At 72.9% G+C, this 15,926-nt stretch carries 20 protein-coding genes and 2 riboswitches; of the genes, 8 read left to right on the plus strand and 12 right to left on the minus strand.

Translation table 11 applies throughout. The features are described from left to right. Nucleotides 1–630: a 3-oxoacid CoA-transferase subunit B gene (locus tag M0M48_RS24805; protein WP_215814134.1), complete on the plus strand. Its 630-nt coding sequence runs from the start codon at nt 1–3 to the stop codon at nt 628–630. Here the strand turns inward: M0M48_RS24805 and M0M48_RS24810 are convergent. From M0M48_RS24810 to M0M48_RS24825, 4 genes are read right to left on the minus strand one after another with little or no spacing between them, the layout of a single operon-like run. Next, on the minus strand, nt 581–1,261 hold the full coding sequence (locus M0M48_RS24810; RefSeq protein ID WP_257753162.1) for a (2Fe-2S) ferredoxin domain-containing protein: 681 nt from the start codon (nt 1,259–1,261) through the stop codon (nt 581–583). The genes M0M48_RS24805 and M0M48_RS24810 overlap by 50 nt on opposite strands. Continuing rightward, nucleotides 1,254–2,030 carry an ABC transporter ATP-binding protein gene (locus M0M48_RS24815; protein ID WP_257753163.1) on the minus strand — a complete coding sequence of 259 codons (777 nt, stop codon included), beginning with the start codon at nt 2,028–2,030 and terminating at the stop codon, nt 1,254–1,256. The genes M0M48_RS24810 and M0M48_RS24815 overlap by 8 nt, the downstream gene beginning before the upstream one ends. After that, entirely contained in the window at nt 2,027–3,097 is a 1,071-nt protein-coding gene (locus M0M48_RS24820; protein ID WP_257753164.1) for an iron chelate uptake ABC transporter family permease subunit, read from the minus strand. Before M0M48_RS24820 ends, M0M48_RS24815 begins: the two co-directional genes overlap by 4 nt. Further along, nucleotides 3,097–4,101 (minus strand): ABC transporter substrate-binding protein, encoded by a 1,005-nt coding sequence (locus M0M48_RS24825; RefSeq protein ID WP_215814130.1) that lies wholly within the window; start codon nt 4,099–4,101, stop codon nt 3,097–3,099. Before M0M48_RS24825 ends, M0M48_RS24820 begins: the two co-directional genes overlap by 1 nt. Before the next feature lie 57 nt (nt 4,102–4,158). Further along, nucleotides 4,159–4,363, minus strand: a riboswitch (cobalamin riboswitch). A gap of 101 nt (nt 4,364–4,464) precedes the next feature. Next, nucleotides 4,465–4,682: riboswitch (cobalamin riboswitch) on the plus strand. Between the two features lie 117 nt (nt 4,683–4,799). Between M0M48_RS24825 and M0M48_RS24830 the strand changes: the two genes are divergently transcribed. Both M0M48_RS24830 and M0M48_RS24835 read left to right on the plus strand, forming a co-directional pair. Continuing rightward, a complete protein-coding gene (locus M0M48_RS24830) occupies nt 4,800–7,166 on the plus strand; it encodes a ribonucleoside-diphosphate reductase subunit alpha (RefSeq protein ID WP_257753166.1) in 2,367 nt (788 codons plus the stop codon). After that, the gene (locus M0M48_RS24835) at nt 7,163–8,194 is read left to right on the plus strand and encodes a ribonucleotide-diphosphate reductase subunit beta (protein ID WP_215814128.1); all 1,032 of its coding nucleotides are present in this window, start codon (nt 7,163–7,165) and stop codon (nt 8,192–8,194) included. The genes M0M48_RS24830 and M0M48_RS24835 overlap by 4 nt, the downstream gene beginning before the upstream one ends. Here the strand turns inward: M0M48_RS24835 and M0M48_RS24840 are convergent. Next, nucleotides 8,149–8,553, minus strand: coding sequence for a hypothetical protein (locus tag M0M48_RS24840; RefSeq protein WP_257753167.1), 405 nt, complete (start codon nt 8,551–8,553; stop codon nt 8,149–8,151). The two genes, M0M48_RS24835 and M0M48_RS24840, sit on opposite strands and share 46 nt — an antisense overlap. Nucleotides 8,554–8,600: 47 nt before the next feature. Further along, entirely contained in the window at nt 8,601–8,978 is a 378-nt protein-coding gene (locus tag M0M48_RS24845) for a VOC family protein (protein WP_257753168.1), read from the minus strand. Nucleotides 8,979–9,082: 104 nt separating this feature from the next. Between M0M48_RS24845 and M0M48_RS24850 the strand changes: the two genes are divergently transcribed. Then, nucleotides 9,083–9,814 carry a TetR/AcrR family transcriptional regulator C-terminal domain-containing protein gene (locus tag M0M48_RS24850; protein ID WP_257753169.1) on the plus strand — a complete coding sequence of 244 codons (732 nt, stop codon included), beginning with the start codon at nt 9,083–9,085 and terminating at the stop codon, nt 9,812–9,814. Here M0M48_RS24850 and M0M48_RS24855 read toward each other — a convergent pair. The 5 genes from M0M48_RS24855 to M0M48_RS24875 are packed head-to-tail and all read right to left on the minus strand — an operon-like array spanning nt 9,805 to nt 13,595. Next, a complete protein-coding gene (locus M0M48_RS24855; RefSeq protein WP_257753170.1) occupies nt 9,805–11,259 on the minus strand; it encodes a sensor histidine kinase in 1,455 nt (484 codons plus the stop codon). The two genes, M0M48_RS24850 and M0M48_RS24855, sit on opposite strands and share 10 nt — an antisense overlap. Then, the gene (locus M0M48_RS24860) at nt 11,256–11,942 is read right to left on the minus strand and encodes a response regulator transcription factor (protein ID WP_257754416.1); all 687 of its coding nucleotides are present in this window, start codon (nt 11,940–11,942) and stop codon (nt 11,256–11,258) included. Before M0M48_RS24860 ends, M0M48_RS24855 begins: the two co-directional genes overlap by 4 nt. Then, nucleotides 11,942–12,553, minus strand: coding sequence for a DedA family protein (locus M0M48_RS24865; RefSeq protein ID WP_257753171.1), 612 nt, complete (start codon nt 12,551–12,553; stop codon nt 11,942–11,944). The genes M0M48_RS24860 and M0M48_RS24865 overlap by 1 nt, the downstream gene beginning before the upstream one ends. A 42-nt stretch (nt 12,554–12,595) precedes the next feature. After that, nucleotides 12,596–12,919: a branched-chain amino acid transporter permease gene (locus M0M48_RS24870; protein WP_257753172.1), complete on the minus strand. Its 324-nt coding sequence runs from the start codon at nt 12,917–12,919 to the stop codon at nt 12,596–12,598. After that, on the minus strand, nt 12,912–13,595 hold the full coding sequence (locus tag M0M48_RS24875; RefSeq protein WP_257753173.1) for an AzlC family ABC transporter permease: 684 nt from the start codon (nt 13,593–13,595) through the stop codon (nt 12,912–12,914). The genes M0M48_RS24870 and M0M48_RS24875 overlap by 8 nt, the downstream gene beginning before the upstream one ends. An 80-nt stretch (nt 13,596–13,675) precedes the next feature. On the opposite strand from M0M48_RS24875, the gene M0M48_RS24880 reads away from it, so the two are divergent. Further along, nucleotides 13,676–14,116 carry an Lrp/AsnC family transcriptional regulator gene (locus tag M0M48_RS24880; RefSeq protein ID WP_215814120.1) on the plus strand — a complete coding sequence of 147 codons (441 nt, stop codon included), beginning with the start codon at nt 13,676–13,678 and terminating at the stop codon, nt 14,114–14,116. 7 nt (nt 14,117–14,123) lie between these two features. Here M0M48_RS24880 and M0M48_RS24885 read toward each other — a convergent pair whose 3' ends face one another. Then, entirely contained in the window at nt 14,124–14,501 is a 378-nt protein-coding gene (locus M0M48_RS24885; protein ID WP_257753174.1) for a DoxX family protein, read from the minus strand. Nucleotides 14,502–14,585: 84 nt separating this feature from the next. Between M0M48_RS24885 and M0M48_RS24890 the strand changes: the two genes are divergently transcribed. Genes M0M48_RS24890 through M0M48_RS24900 form a run of 3 tightly spaced genes read left to right on the plus strand, consistent with a single transcriptional unit; the run spans nt 14,586 to nt 15,891 of the window. After that, complete coding sequence (locus tag M0M48_RS24890) at nt 14,586–15,050, plus strand: MarR family winged helix-turn-helix transcriptional regulator (protein WP_257753175.1); 465 nt, start codon at nt 14,586–14,588, stop codon at nt 15,048–15,050. A gap of 26 nt (nt 15,051–15,076) precedes the next feature. Beyond that, nucleotides 15,077–15,568: a GNAT family N-acetyltransferase gene (locus M0M48_RS24895; RefSeq protein ID WP_215814117.1), complete on the plus strand. Its 492-nt coding sequence runs from the start codon at nt 15,077–15,079 to the stop codon at nt 15,566–15,568. Beyond that, complete coding sequence (locus M0M48_RS24900; protein ID WP_257753176.1) at nt 15,565–15,891, plus strand: hypothetical protein; 327 nt, start codon at nt 15,565–15,567, stop codon at nt 15,889–15,891. The genes M0M48_RS24895 and M0M48_RS24900 overlap by 4 nt, the downstream gene beginning before the upstream one ends. Nucleotides 15,892–15,926: the final 35 nt, after the last annotated feature.

Genomic DNA, 15,926 nt, shown 5'->3' on the forward strand with positions numbered 1-15,926 from the left:
ATGGCATGGTCACGTGAGGAGATGGCGGCCCGTGCCGCCGCCGAGCTGGTCGACGGCGACTACGTCAACCTCGGCATCGGGCTGCCGACGCTGGTGCCCAACTACGTCCCCGACGACGTCGAGCTCGTGCTCCAGAGCGAGAACGGCATCCTCGGCGTCGGCCCCTACCCGGCCGACGAGGACGTCGACGCGGACCTCATCAACGCCGGCAAGGAGACCGTGACGGTCCGTCCGGGCGCGAGCTTCTTCGACTCCGCCCTGAGCTTCGGCATGATCCGCGGCGGCAAGATCGACGCCGCGATCCTCGGCGCCATGCAGGTCTCGGTCCGCGGCGACATCGCCAACTGGATGATCCCCGGCAAGATGGTCAAGGGCATGGGCGGCGCGATGGACCTGGTCCACGGCGCCAAGAAGGTCGTCGTCCTCATGGAGCACGTCGCCCGCGACGGCTCCTACAAGATCGTCGAGGAGTGCGGCCTGCCCTACACCGGCAAGGGCGTCGTGCAGCGGATCATCACCGACCTGTGCGTCCTCGACATCACGCCCGAGGGGCTGCGGCTCGTCGAGCTCGCCCCCGGGGTCACCGAGGACGAGGTGCGGGAGAAGACCGAGCCGCCGGTTCTCGTCTGAGCCGCACCGGCTCCGCCGGACCAGCAGGACCAGCGGGTCCCGGGCGGTCAACGACGATCGTCCGGGCCTGCTCGGCGGTCACGCCGCCGTACCAGGCGTCGTCGGGGTGGACCACCACGACGGGCGCCTGGTTGCACGGGAACAGGCACCCGGTCTGGGTGACGAGCACGTCGTCGTCGCCGAGTCCCTGACGGCGCAGCTCGTCGTCCACCGCGGCCAGCACGGCTCCCGAGCCGCGCGCCGAGCAGCGCGGTCCCCGGCACACCAGCAGGTGGCGCGCGTGGCCCGGCACCTCCTCCCACGCCGGGGACGTCAACGCCGCCTCGGTGCCGGTGACCGCGCGTTCCTCGATGACGACCTCCACCTCGGGGTGGGTACGCCGCCAGTGCCCGGCCACTCGGCGCAGCCACGACCGGGCGGTCGCCGCGCCCAGCGCGATCCCGACCAGCTCGACCCGGGTGACGCCGTCGGCGTGGAGCCGGTCGAGCTCCTCGGCGAGGCTGGGCGAACGCTGCTGGAGGTAGGCGAGCGACGCACCCGTCGCCGCGGCGACCGCGACGAGCTCGGGTGCGTGCCGGGCGCCCTCGGCGCCCATCACGACGAGCACCACGGCGGACCTCTGCTCAGGCACGGACCCTCCCGTCGTGCCACACGACGTGCAGCCGGCCGGAGTGGTCGTGGCGCCCGACGGTCGCCTCGACGCCGTAGACGTCGCGGACCAGGTCCGCGGTCAGCACCTCGTCGGGCGAGCCCGCCGCGACCACCCGGCCCGCCCGCAGCACGACGAGCCGGTCGCAGAAGGCGGCGGCCAGGTCGAGGTCGTGCAGCGCGGCGACCGTGGTCCGGCCGAGGGCGCGGACCGTGGCCAGCAGGTCGAGCTGGTGGGCCAGGTCGAGGTGGTTGGTCGGCTCGTCGAGCATGAGGACGTCGGGCTCCTGGCTGAGCGCCCGGGCCAGCTGCACGCGTTGCCGCTCGCCGCCGGACAGGGTGCTCCAGTCCTGGTCGGCGAGGTGGTCGACGCCGCTGCGCCGCATCGCCTCGGCGACCTCGCCGGCGCCCTCGTCGCGCGCCGCGGGCCAGCGGCCGCGGTGCGGGATCCGGCCCAGCTCGACGACCTGGCGTGCGGTGAGCGGCAGCGAGGTCGACGTGTGCTGCTCCAGGACGGCGATCCGCCGCGCGCGTACCCGGGCGGGCAGACGGTGCACGTCGTCGTCCCCGAGCCGGACCGTGCCGGAGCCCGGCCGGCGCAGCCCGGACATCACGTGCAGCAGCGTGGTCTTGCCCGAGCCGTTGGGGCCGAGCAGGCCGGTGATGGTGCCGGCCGGGCAGTCGAGCGTGATGTCGTGGACGATCGTGCGGCTGCGCACGCCCCAGGTGACGCCCTCGGCGTGGATCCTCATCGCGCCCTCGACTCGCGCCGCAGGAGGTAGGCGAACAGCGGCGCCCCGAGCACCGCGGTCACCACGCCGATCGGGATCTCCTGGCCGTCGACCAGCGAGCGGGCGACGGTGTCGGCCCAGATCATGAGCACCGCACCGGCCAGTGCGCTCAGCGGCAGCAGCCGCCGGTGCAGCGGCCCGCACACCAGCCGGACGACGTGCGGCACGACGAGCCCGACGAACCCGATCGCCCCGGTGTAGGCGACCAGGCACGCGGTGAGCAGCGCGGTGCCGATCAGCAGCACCCAGCGGGTCCGCCGGATCGAGACGCCGAGCGAGGCCGCCGAGGAGTCCCCGAACGCGAAGGCGTCGAGGTCGGCGGCGTACAGCAGGATCGCGACGAGGGCGACGAGCGCGACGGCGACGAGCACCCCGGCGCTGTGCCAGCGCACCCCGGCGAGCGAGCCCATGGTCCAGGCCAGCACCCGCCGGGCGGCGTCGTGGTCGCCGCTCATCATCACCGCGAACGAGGTGTACGCCGCGCAGAGCTGGCCCACCGCGACCCCGGCCAGCACGGTCCGGGCCGGCGGCAGGTCGCCGGTGCGGCCCGTGGCCAGGCCGAGCACCAGCGCCAGGGCGAGCAGGGCGCTGACGAACGCGGCCAGCCCGAGCGCGGCGCTGCCGGCCAGCCCGGCGATGCTGACGCCGAGCACGATCACCGTCACCGCCCCGACGGTCGCGCCGCCGGAGATGCCGAGCAGGTACGGGTCCGCCAGGTCGTTGCGGGTCAGCGACTGCAGCACCGCGCCGGCCAGCGCCAGTCCGGCGCCGGTGGCCGCGGCGCCCACCACGCGGGGCATCCGGAGCTGCCAGACGATGCGGTCGTCGATGAGGGTCACGCCGTCGACCGGCAGGCCGATCCGGCGCAGCACCACGTCGACCACGTCGCCGGCGGGCACGTGCACCGAGCCGATCCCCACCGCCACCACGACGGTGGCGACGAGGGCGACGGTGAGCGCGGCGCCCGTGACGAGGCCCGTTCCCGACCGGGTGCGCGCCGGCCGGGACGGCCGGGCCGCCTGCAGCATCAGCCCAGCGGGGGCAGGTCGGCGAGCTGGGCGCCGACGGAGACGGCTCCGTCGGCCAGCCGCACGCCGGGCGTGGACTCCGAGAACGGGATCACGACGTACCGCTTCGCCTTGACCGCGCGCAGGTTCTTGAGCACCGGGTCCTTCTCGAGCATCGCGATCTTGTCGTCGGCCGTGGACCAGCTCGCGTCGGCCAGCACGATCACGTCGGGATCGGTCTTGACGACGCGCTCCCAGCTCACGTCGGCCCAGCCGCCCTCGACGTCGCCGAAGACGTTGGTCGCGCCCACGGCGTCGAGGATCAGCTGCGGGCCGCCCTCACCGGCACCGGCGAACGCGGTCTTGTCGCCGGAGTCGAACCAGAAGACGTCCAGGCCCTCGCCCGGCTTGTCCGCGGCGAGGGTGTCGAGCTGGCCCTGCTGCTCCTTCTCCAGCGCGTCGGCGCGCTCGGGGACGCCGAAGACGTCGGCGACGACCTCGATCTCGTCCCACACCGAGTCGAACGAGACGTCGGCGCTGGGCTTGTTCTCGCCGCAGCCGAAGAGCGAGAGGAACGAGCCGATGCCGAGCTTGGTCAGCTCGTCCTGGGCGCCGGCGTTGTCGGCGTCGAAGGCGCTGGCGTACGAGGCGTAGACGAAGTCCGGCTTCGCGGCGAGCAGGGTCTCGTTGTCGGGGTACTCCTTGGCGAGCACCTTCACCTCGTCGTACGCCGGCTGCCACTTCTGCGGCACCGCGTCGTCGAGGTACGCCGTGCCGGCCATCCGGTCGGACAGGTCGAGCGCGAGCATGACCTCGGTCGCGCCCTGGTTCATGGTCACCGCGCGCTCGGGCGGCGCGGTGATGGTCGAGGTGAAGCCGCAGCTGCTGGCCTCCACCGGGAAGCCGGCGGTGGTGGCAGGGCCCTTGTCCTCGGCCTCGGGAGCGCCGGCGCACCCGGCGAGGAGGAGCGGCACGGCGGCGAGGGCAGGCAGGAAGCGGGTACGACGGGACGACGTCACGGTCACTCTTTTCGGGTCCGAGGCTCTTGCGCGAAGCCTGTGGTGCGGGTGTGTCGCGGACCCTCGAGATCCACGGCCAGCAGGTCTTCGGACTCGGGATCGACCGGACGGAGCGCCTTCCCGGAGTCGGTCAGCCGAGTGTCTGCTGCCCGCCACCAGTGGCGTGTTGCCCCGCCCGTCACCCTCACCGCTGCGCGTCAGTCCCGGACTCTCACCGGGTTCCCTGACTCACGTTGCATCGTGAGCACGACTGGCGATGCGGACGCTAGCACGCGCCGCCCGGGCGCTCTTGGTGGGATATCTCACCTCCGGGGCACCCGACACGCCGACACCAGATCTAGGTCCCACGGATCTGAGCAACCCCTACATATGGTGGTTCTCGTAGCTGGTTCCTCGCCCCACCCAGGGGCGCGGAGGCAAGAGGGAACCCGGTGGAAGTCCGGGACTGCCCCGCAGCGGTGAGTGGGAACGACCGCCGTCACACAAGCACTGGGTCGCGACGTGCGACCTGGGAAGCGACGGCCAGTAGGACTCCTTTCGAGGAGACGCCCGCGAGTCCGAAGACCTGCCAGCGCACCGCACCCGCCGGGTGCGGTGGTCCGAGGCCTCGTGGGAAGGCCGACGGCTGAGCAGGCGCCTGCCGACGACGGGGCGCCTCCCCTGCTGTCGTCCCCTCGCGAGCCAGACTCCGAGGGGAGAAGCCAGTGACCGTCACCGAGTCACCCACCCGCACCACCATGACGGTGCGCAAGCGCAACGGCGAGACCGAGAGCGTCGACGTCACCAAGATCGTCCGCGCCGTCGACCGGGTCAGTGCCAACCTGCCCGACGTCGACCCGATGCGGGTCGCCACGCGCACCATCAGCGGCCTGTACGACGGCGCGACCACCGCCGAGCTCGACCGGCTCTCGATCCAGACCGCGGCCGAGCTGATCGGCGAGGAGCCGGCGTACTCGCGGCTGGCGGCCCGGCTGCTCGCCGGGTACGTCGACAAGGAGGTCCGCAACCAGGGCGTGGCCTCGTTCAGCCAGTCCGTCGCGCTGGGCCACGCCGAGGGCGTGATCGGCGACGAGACCGCCGCCTTCGTCAAGGACAACGCCCGCAAGCTCGACTTCGCGATCGACGAGGACGCCGACCGCCGCTTCGAGTACTTCGGCCTGCGCACGGTCTACGACCGCTACCTGCTGCGGCACCCGACGACCCGGCTGGTGCTGGAGACGCCGCAGTACTTCCTGCTGCGCGTGGCCTGCGGCCTGTCCCGCACCCCGCAGGAGGCGATCGGCTTCTACCGGCTGATGTCGAGCCTGGCCTACCTGCCGAGCAGCCCGACGCTCTTCAACTCCGGCACCCGGCACACCCAGATGTCGTCGTGCTACCTCGTCGACAGCCCGCGCGACGAGCTCGACTCGATCTACGCGCGCTACCTCCAGGTCGCCCAGCTCTCGAAGTTCGCCGGCGGGATCGGCATCGGCTTCTCCCGGGTCCGCTCGCGCGGCGCGCTGATCCGCGGCACCAACGGCCAGTCCAACGGGATCGTGCCGTTCCTGCGCACGCTGGACGCCTCGGTCGCCGCGGTCAACCAGGGCGGGCGCCGCAAGGGCGCGGCATGCGTCTACCTGGAGCCGTGGCACCCCGACGTCGAGGAGTTCCTCGAGCTGCGCGACAACACCGGCGAGGACGCCCGGCGGACCCACAACCTCAACCTGGCGCACTGGATCCCCGACGAGTTCATGCGCCGGGTCGAGGCCGACGAGACGTGGTCGCTCATCGACCCGAACGAGGCGCCGGAGCTGCCGGACCTGTGGGGCACCGCGTTCGACGAGGCCTACCGCCGGATCGAGGCCGAGGGCCGGTACGTGCGCCAGGTCAAGGCCCGCGACCTCTACGCCAAGATGATGCGCACCCTCGCCCAGACCGGCAACGGCTGGATGACCTTCAAGGACGCCGCCAACCGGTTCTGCAACCAGACCACCGACACCCCGGGGCCGCGGCAGCCGGTCGTGCACCTGTCGAACCTGTGCACCGAGATCATCGAGGTCTCCTCCGACGGCGAGACCGCCGTGTGCAACCTCGGCTCGGTCAACCTCGGCCAGCACCTCGCCGACGGCGACCTCGACTGGGACAAGCTCCGCGCGACCGTGCGCACCGCGGTGCCCTTCCTGGACCGGGTCATCGACATCAACTACTACCCGAGCCCCGAGGCGGCGGCGTCCAACCCGCGCTGGCGTCCGGTCGGGCTGGGCCTGATGGGGCTGCAGGACGTCTTCTTCGCGCTCGGCCTGCCCTTCGACTCCCCGGAGGCCCGCGCGCTGTCGACCCGGATCTCCGAGGAGATCTACCTGACCGCGCTCGAGGTCTCCTGCGAGCTCGCCGCCGTCCACGGCGCGCACCCGGCGTACGACGCCACCCGGGCCGCCCGTGGCGACCTGCACCCCGACCTGTGGGGCGCCACCGTCACCCAGCCCGAGCGCTGGGCCGCGCTCAAGGAGCGCGTCGCCGAGCACGGCCTGCGCAACTCGCTGCTCATCGCGATCGCGCCGACGGCGACGATCGCCTCGATCGCCGGCTGCTACGAGTGCATCGAGCCGCAGGTCTCCAACCTGTTCAAGCGCGAGACGCTGTCGGGGGAGTTCCTCCAGGTGAACTCCGCGCTCGTCCGCGAGCTCAAGGCGCGCGGCCTGTGGACCGCCGAGGTCCGCGAGGAGATCAAGCGCGCCGAGGGCTCGATCCAGGGGATCGCGGCGATCCCGGCCGACGTCCGGCTGCTCTACCGCACCGCCTGGGAGCTCCCGCAGAAGGCGCTCGTCGAGATGGCCGCCGAGCGGCAGGGCTTCATCGACCAGTCGCAGTCGCTCAACCTCTTCATGGCCGCACCGACGATCGGCAAGCTGTCGTCGATGTACGCCTTCGCCTGGAAGAGCGGGCTGAAGACGACGTACTACCTGCGCTCGCGACCCGCCTCGCGCATCCAGCAGGCGACCGTCGCCGTGCTGCCCACCCCCACGACCGCCGACGAGGAAGCGATCGCCTGCTCCCTCGAGAACCCCGAGAGCTGCGAGGCCTGCCAGTGACCGCCACCGACCACACCGCCACCACCACCCGGATGCTGCTCGACCCGGGGATGAACCTCACCCTGCGCCCGATGCGCTACCCGCACTTCTACGAGCGCTACCGCGACGCCATCAAGAACACCTGGACCGTCGAGGAGGTCGACCTCCACTCCGACCTCAAGGACCTCAGCCGGCTCACCGACGCCGAGCGGCACCTGGTCTCGCGGCTGGTCGCCTTCTTCGCGACCGGCGACACGATCGTGGCGAACAACCTGGTGCTCAACCTCTACCAGCACATCAACTCCCCGGAGGGGCGGCTCTACCTGAGCCGGCAGCTCTTCGAGGAGGCCGTGCACGTGCAGTTCTACCTGACCCTGCTCGACACCTACGTGCCCGACGAGACCGAGCGGCACGAGGCGTTCGCGGCGGTCGACAACATCCCGTCGATCAAGCACAAGGCGGACTTCTGCTTCAAGTGGATCGACAAGGTCTTCGAGCTCGACCAGCTCGAGACCCGCGAGCACCGGCGGGCGTTCCTGCTCAACCTGATCTGCTTCGCGGCGGTGATCGAGGGGCTCTTCTTCTACGGGGCCTTCGCCTACGTGTACTTCCTGCGCTCGCGCGGGCTGCTCAACGGCCTCGCCTCGGGGACCAACTGGGTGTTCCGCGACGAGTCGATGCACATGGCGTTCGCGTTCGACGTCGTCGACACGGTGCGCGAGGAGGAGCCGGAGCTCTTCGACGACGAGATGGCCGCCGAGATCCGGCAGATGCTCATCGAGGGCGTGGACGCCGAGGCCCAGTTCGCCGACGACCTGCTCGGCCAGGGAGTGGCCGGGCTCTCGACCGCCGACATGCGCGCCTACCTGGAGCACGTCGCCGACCGGCGGATGCAGCGGCTGGGCCTGGAGCCGATCTACGGATCGGCCAACCCGCTGGCGTTCATGGAGCTGCAGGACGTTCAGGAGCTGTCGAACTTCTTCGAGCGCCGGGTCTCGGCCTATCAGGTCGGGGTGACCGGGTCCGTGGGGTTCGACGAGGACTTCTGACGGCCGGAGCCCAGGCCGAGCGTGATCGCGCCGACGACGAGCGCGATCACGCCGAGGAAGAGGATGCCGACCCCGGCGAGCGGGATGTCGGCGCCGTCGGCCGGGAGGCTGTGGAGGTACATCTCCGCGCCGGCGACCGCGAGGCCGCCGACCGCGGTGACCACGGCGGGCGCCGTACCGACCCGGCGGCTGAGGTGGCCGGCGACGAGGAGGCCCGTCAGGGCCAGGGCGAGCAGCCCGGTGGCGGCGATCGCGACGCCGTCCCCGCCCCGGGGAAGGGCGAGGACGACGCCGAAGAGGGCGATGATCGCGACGGCGAGGAGCCGGGCGGCGAGGATCAGGGGGGTGGGGGGACGCATGGGTCCACCGTGCCCCCCTGGTCAACCCTCCGGCACCGTACGGATACTCAGGACACCCACTCCACGAGCTGCCAGACGATCCCGTTGTCGTCGGAGAACTGGCAGAACCGCTCGCCCCACGGCTCGGTCTCCGGCGGGGTGACCACGGTGGCGCCGGCCGCGGAGATCCGCTCGAACTCGGCGTCGAGCCCGTCGACGACGAACGCGAGGAGCGTGCCCTGACCGGCGTCCCCGGCGATCCGGGCCGGCTTGAACGACGCCAGCCCGGTGCGCAGGAAGATCACGTTGACGCCGGCGCTCGGGTGGCCGAGCGAGATGAAGCCGTCGGCGGACATCTCCTCGGTGAAGCCGAGGTGGGCCGCGAACCGGGCGGAGGCCGCCGGGTCGGGGACGTTGAGGGAGATCGCGCTGCTGGTGATCTTCATGAGGAGTCCTCTCGTTAAACTATGTACGGCGTACATCGTGCGGTGTACGGAGTGAGAACGCCTACGATGGCCGGGAGGTTCCCGAGTTCCGGAGGAAGTTGCTGATGCCGCGCGAGCTGATCGACCTGCTGTGGCGCGACCACCCCGGCGCTCCGCCCGCGGGACGCCGCGGACCCAAGGCCCGGGTGAGCACGTCCGAGGTGGTCGACGCGGCGATCGCCCTCGCCGACGCGGACGCCGAGGGCTTGGCCGCGGTCAGCGTGCGCACCCTCGCGGCGGAGCTGGGCCTGTCGACGATGTCGGTCTACACCCACGTCAACAGCCGCGACGACCTGCTGGTGATGATGGCCGACACCGTGCACGCGCGGATGCCGCTGCCCGCCTACGGCCGGACCGGCTGGCGCACCCGCGTGCGCCGGGTGGCCGAGGCCAACCACGCCCTCCTCGTCCGGCACCCCTGGCTGCTCGACGTCACCGACCAGCGCACCGCCCTCGGGCCGGGCACCATCGCGAAGTACGACCACGAGCTCGCCGCCCTGACCCCGCTGGGCCTCGACGACGTGGCCTGCGACGCGGCCCTGACCTTCGTGCTCGACCTGGTCCGGGGCGCCGCCCGGTCGGCCCGGCCCGACCCGCGTGCGGGCGAGCTGGCCGCGCACTGGCCGGCGTGGGGCGCCCGGCTGGCGACGTACGTCGGGGCGGACTTCGCGCTCGCCCAGCGGGTCGGCGCGGCGGCGGGCGCCGCGATGGGCGATGTCGCCGATCCGGCCGCGGCGTGGGAGTTCGCGCTGGAGCGGGCGCTCGACGGGCTGGCCGTGCTGGCCGGTCAGGCCTGAGCGGGGCCTGCGGGCAGCAGCACCGTCACGGTCAGCTCCGGACCGTGGTCGCAGTCGGGGGTGCCGGGCGCGGGGGAGGGATGGTGCCGCCCGTCGTGGCACAGCCGCAGCTCGCCGCCGGCCCGCTCGACCAGGGCGGCTACGAGCGCGAGTCCGAGGCCGGCGCCCGGCCGGGTCCGCGCCTCGGCGGCCCGGGTGAAGCGCTGGGTGGCGGTGGCGAGCAGGTCGGGCGCCATCCCCGGCCCGGCGTCGGCGACCCGGAGCCGGGCCCACCCCGGCGCCGGCCGGTCGACGGTGACCTGGACGGGCGCAGCGCCGTGGTGGAGCGCGTTGTCGAGGAGGTTGCCGAGGATCCGCTCGGCCTCGACGTCGGCCAGCGCGACCGGGACCGTGGTGGCGAGCTGGTCGAGCACGATGTCCCCGGCCCGGCCGGGGTCGGCCACGCGGCGCTGGCTGACCATGCGCGCCGCGACGGCGGCGAGGTCGCTGTGCTCGGTCTCGCGCGGAGCGCTCGTCGCCGCGGTGCTGCCCAGCGTGAGGAGCTGGTCGGCGAGCCGGGCCAGCCGGGCGACGTCGATCTCGAGCTCGTTCAGGACGTGCTCGTGCTCGTCGGGCGTACGCCGCCGGCGGCGGGCGAGCTGGATCCGCCCGGCGAGCAGCGTGATCGGCGTCCGCAGCTCGTGGCTGGCCTCGTTGACGAAGTGCCGCTCCCGGTCGAGCGCCCGCTCCAGCGCGGCCAGCATGTCGTTGAACGTGTGCCCGAGCCGGGTCACCTCGTCGTCGCGCCCCGGCGGTACGTCGAGGCGCAGGTCCGTCGCGCCGGCCGCGATCGCCGCCGCCTGCTGGCGGTAGCGCTCGACGGGCCGCAGCGCCGCCCGGGCCAGCCGGTCACCCACGAACGCCGTGATGAGCAGCGTCCCGATGCCGGCGACGACGAGCTGGAGCAGCAGCTCGCGCAGCGCCTCGTCGCGGTGGTCGCGGCGGACCGCCACCAACAGGTGGTACGACGGCGTGGTCGGCGTCCCGGCGACCTGGACCCGGTAGGGCTCGCGCGCCGCCTCGGGCAGGATGTCGAAGTCGCCGACGTTGAAGGTGCGGGTCTGCGCGCCGGCCTCGGCGAGCTGGCTGCGCGACAGCATCGGGGTGGTGCCCGCGGGTCCACCGCGGTCGAGCAGGAGGCCGTCGGCGTCGACGACCTGCCAGGCGACGCCGGTCGCCGCGGCGGCGTCCCGGTTGGTCACCTCGCCGGTCGCAGCGACCAGCGGCGTGAGCGTGGACGCGGCCTGCTCGAGCTCGGCGTCGAGGTTGCGGTCGAGGGCGTAGTCGACGCGCCAGTAGACGAGCGCGCCCGCGGCGAGCAGCACCACGAAGGTCGCCGCCGAGAAGCCCGCGACCAGCCGGACGCGCAGCGGGAGCCGGGAGAGCCGAGCGCGGACCGGGGTCATCCGGCCGCCGGGGTGGGGTCGAGCCGGTAGCCGACCCCGCGCAGGGTGGTGATCGTCTGGGTGTCGAACGGGCGGTCGATCTTGGCCCGGATCGCGGCCAGGTGGACGTCGATGACATTGCTGCGCAGGTCGGTCTCGCCGTCCCACACCTCGTCGAGGATGGTCAGCCGGGTGACGACCTGACCGGCCCGCGAGGCCATCAGGTGGAGGATGTCGAACTCCCGCGCGGACAGCGTGATCTCCTGGCCGCGCCGGACGACGCGACGCGCGACCGGGTCGACGACGAGGTCGCCGACCTGGACGGGCGCGGCGCCGGTCACGCTGTTGCGGCGGTAGAGCGCACGCAGCCGGGCGAGCAGCTCGTCGAGGTCGAACGGCTTGGGCAGGTAGTCGTCGGCACCCGCGTCGAGCCCCTCGATCCGGTCCCGGACGTCGCCGCGCGCGGTGAGCATGAGGATCGGCGTGGTCAGGCCGAGGCTCCGCAGCTGGCGCGCGACGCTGACCCCGTCGCGGCCGGGGAGCATCCAGTCGAGCAGCGCGACGTCGTACCCGGTGTCGGTGAGGAGCCGGTCATAGGCCGAGCGCCCGTCGTGCACGACGTCGACCTGCCAGCCCGCCTCGGCCAGCGACTCGGCGAGGAGGTCCGCGAGCCGGGTGTCGTCCTCGGCGACCAGTGCCCGCATCACAGCCCCACGGTAGTGCGCCGCCGCCGCAGGTGGCGGACCACGAGCACGAGGACGACCGCTCCGGTGGCGGCGAGTCCCGCGACGGTGACCAGGTGCTGGGCGTGCTGCCAGCTCGCGCCGGCGAGGTAGCCGGCCGCGACCATGAGGCTGCCCCACAGCAGGGCGCCGAGGACGTTGAAGAGCGCGAAGCGGCGGTACGGCATCCGGCCCATCCCGGCCAGGCCCGGGACCAGCACCCGCAGGGCGACGGTGAACCGGCCGAGCAGGACGGTCCAGCCACCGCGCCGGGCCAGCGCGTGCTCGGCGCGGTCGAGGTGCTCGGCACGGACGAAGCGGCCCAGGGTGCCGTCGAGGATCCGCCGACCCCAGCGCCGGCCGACGACGTAGCCGACGGCGTCGCCGGCGACCGCGCCCGCGACCCCCGCGGCGAGCACGGCGCCGAGCGCCAGGTGACCCTGCCCGGCGACCACCCCGCCGAGCAGCAGCGCGAGCTCGCCGGGGATCACGAAGCCGAGGAAGACCGACGACTCCAGCGCGGGCAGCAGGAACACGGCCAGCAACGCCAGCCAGGCCGGCAGGGCCAGCAGGTGCTCCATCAGCGCGGTCATGGTCCGACCGTAGGTCCGGGCGGATGAAGCGCGGGTGAAGGCTCAGAGCAGGGAGCTGACCGCCACGCACACCGTCGTCCCGGCGACGATGCTGAGCAGGAGGTTGCGCCGCCACAGGTGCACCGCGATGGTGACCGCGACGCCGAGCAGCCCGCCGGCGCCGCGGTCGGGGCCGGTCAGGTCGATCCGGCTGACGCCGTAGACGGCGAGCACGGTGACCGCGCCGAGCGGCATCCAGCGACCGAGGTCGGCGAGCAGGGGAGAGTCCTTGACCGCGGCCTTGGCGACGAAGGGGAGCGCGCGCAGGGCGACGGTGACCGCGACCGCGGCGGCCAGGGCCCCGGCGACGTACCCGGGCTCAGGCATGCTCGACCGCCCGCGGTGCGCACCAGTGCCGGACGACGAGCACGGCGGTGTAGCCGCTGAGGGCGACCAGGAGCATCGAGCCGGGGGCGATCGCCCAGGCGAGCCCGGCGGCGCCGAGCGCCGTACCGAGGGCGAGCCGGTCAGGGTCGGCCCGGTAGGCGTCGAGGGCGAGGACGACGAAGAGCGCGGTGAGCACGAAGTCCACGCCCTGCAGGCCGTGCAGGAAGGCCGACCCGGCCAGGGCGCCGGCGGCCGCGCCGCTCACCCACGACAGGTGGATGCCGAGCTGGGTGGCCACGGCCCGGCCCGCGGTCAGCTCGCGGCCCCCGCGTGCGGTGAGGATCGCGAACGCCTCGTCGCAGAGCGCGAAGACGCTGTAGGCCTTGGCCGCGCGGCCCTCGACCCGGTCGAGCGGGAAGGAGAGGCCGTAGAACAGGTGCCGGCTGTTGACCAGGAAGGTGGTCAGGGCGACCGTGGCGATGGGGGCGGCGACGGCGATCAGGCCGACGAGCACGAACTCCGCGGAGCCCGCGAACACCACTCCCGAGATGACCGGCGCCAGCCACCACGGCAGGCCGTGCTCGGTGACCAGGACGCCGAAGCCGATGCCCAGCGCGAAGAGCCCGGCCCACACGCCGCCGGCGTCGCGGGCCGCCGTCCGGAGGTGCTGGATCATGGCGTCGACGCTAGGCGAATTGCCGCGCACTTTGATTGCGAAGATTGCTCGGCGAGTGCCCGGTGGCGCAAGATAGTTTCGTGGATTCGCTAGATCGCGCCATCATCGATCTTCTCGAGCGCGAGGGGCGCCTGAGCAACCAGGAGCTGGCCGACCGGGTCGGCCTCACCCCGGCCCCCTGCCTGCGCCGGGTCCGCCGGCTCGAGGCCGAGGGGATCATCACCGGCTACACGGCGACCGTCGACCACGTGGCGCTGGGCCGGGGCTTCGAGGTGATCATCCACGCCGAGATCGTGGCCAAGGACCGGGTCACCGTGGAGGCATTCGAGGAGCGCACCGCGGCGATGGACGAGGTCGTCGAGTTCCGCCGGATGTTCGGCCTGCCCGACTACTTCATCCGGGTGCGCACCCGCGACCTGGAGTCGTACGAGCAGTGGCTCAGCACCCGGCTCATGGGCGACCCCGCGATCAGCCGCGTCGACTCGCGGCTGACCATGAAGTCGATCAAGAGCCGGCGCTGAGCACGGCTCAGAAGGCCTGCGGCCCGATCCGCTCGACGGCGACGAAGACGGCGAGCGCGAGCAGGACGACGTTCATCACGACGCTCTGCATCTCGCTGCGGCGCAGGTGGGTGAGCACCGCGCCGGCCATGATCACGGCGAGGCCGATCGCGGCGGCGGGGACCAGCCCCGTGGCGATCCCGAGCGCGCCGGGCAGGACCAGGCCGAGCGCGCCGAGGACCTCGGCACCGCCGATGACCTTGAGCATCGCGGGCGAGTAGGCCTCGGCCCAGCCCATCCGCGGGTCGGCGAGGACCTGCTCCTTGGACTTGGCCAGCTTCATCGTGCCGGCCATGAGGAAGAGGGCGGCGAGGAGGCCGGTGACGACCCAGACGACGACGTTCACGAGGTTCTCCTTGTGATGACTTGAATGTTCATGAGAAGCCTAGACCCGATTGGCTTGAACATTCAAGTCGCCTAGACTGCGACCATGCCCGACGAGCCGCGCTGGCTGACTCCCGACGAGCTGGAGACCTGGCAGGCCCTGCACCTGGTGCTCAGCACCCTGCCCGGCGCGCTCGGTGGACAGCTCCAGGCCGACGCCGACCTCAGCTTCCTGGAGTACTACGTCCTGGCCGGCCTCTCCGACCAGCCCGGGCACACCATGCGGATGAGCCACCTCGCCCTGCTCGCCGGCTCCGAGCTCTCCCGCCTCTCGCACCTCATGAGACGCCTCGAGAAGCGCGGTCTGGTCCGCCGCGAGCCCGACCCCAGCGACGGCCGGTTCACCCACGCGATCCTCACCCCCGCCGGGTACGACGTCCTGGTCGCCGCCGCCCCCGCGCACGTCGCCCACGTCCGCAAGCTCGTCCTCGACGTCCTCGACGACGAGGAGCAGCAGGTGCTGCGCCGCGCCCTGCGCAAGGTCGTCGGCCAGGTCGTCGGCGGCTGCTGATCCGGCCCCGTGCCACGATCGTCGGCATGGAGATCCGGCTGGAACCCGTCACCGAGGCCGACCTGCCCCTGCTCGCGGGCGGCGACTCGCCCTTCGACGACTTCGGACCGCGACCCCGGCGATCGGGCCCACCGCCGGCGGTGCTGCGCGAGCCGGGGGCGTTCGCCGTACGGGACGGGGGCGGGGTGCTGCTCGGCGACGTCACCTGGATCTGGCAGCAGTGGGGCCCCATGCCCGACTCCCGCAACCCCATGATCGGCATCTGGCTGCGCCCCGAGGCCCGCGGCCGCGGCGCCGGCACGGCCGCCCAGGTCGCCCTCGTCGACCTCTTCTTCCGGCACACCTCGGTGCACCGCGTCGAGGCCGCGACCGACGTCGCCAACCACGCCGAGCAGCGCTCGCTGGAGAAGGCCGGCTTCACCCGCGAGGGCACCGCGCGCGGCTCGCAGTGGCGCGACGGCGCCTTCCGCGACCTCTACCTCTACAGCGTGCTGCGGCCGGAGTGGTCGGGCGCATGAGCCGGCGCCGGCTCCGGTTCCCGCTCGTCGCCCTCGTGCTGTCCGGGGGCATCGCCGGGCTCTGCGCGATGCAGGCGATCGAGCTGGCGGGGTCGTGCGGGGAGAACGCGACCGCGATCGGCACCGAGGGCACGGGGACGATCCGGCAGGTCGGCCTCACCGAGGTGCGCTGCCGCTACCTCGACGTCGACGCCGACGGCCGGGGCTTCGACTTCGTGATCGGCGTCGCGCCCCTCGTCCTCGCGTTCGTGGCGGCGAGCCTGCTCTTCGTCCTCGCGCTCGTCGGACTGGTGCGGGACCTGAAACGCGCGCCGGCGGAGTGATCCGCGAGCAGCCCGCAGAATGTGGCGTCGCGCAC

This window comes from Pimelobacter simplex (assembly GCF_024662235.1).
In the GTDB taxonomy this organism is placed as follows: Bacteria; Actinomycetota; Actinomycetes; order Propionibacteriales; family Nocardioidaceae; genus Nocardioides.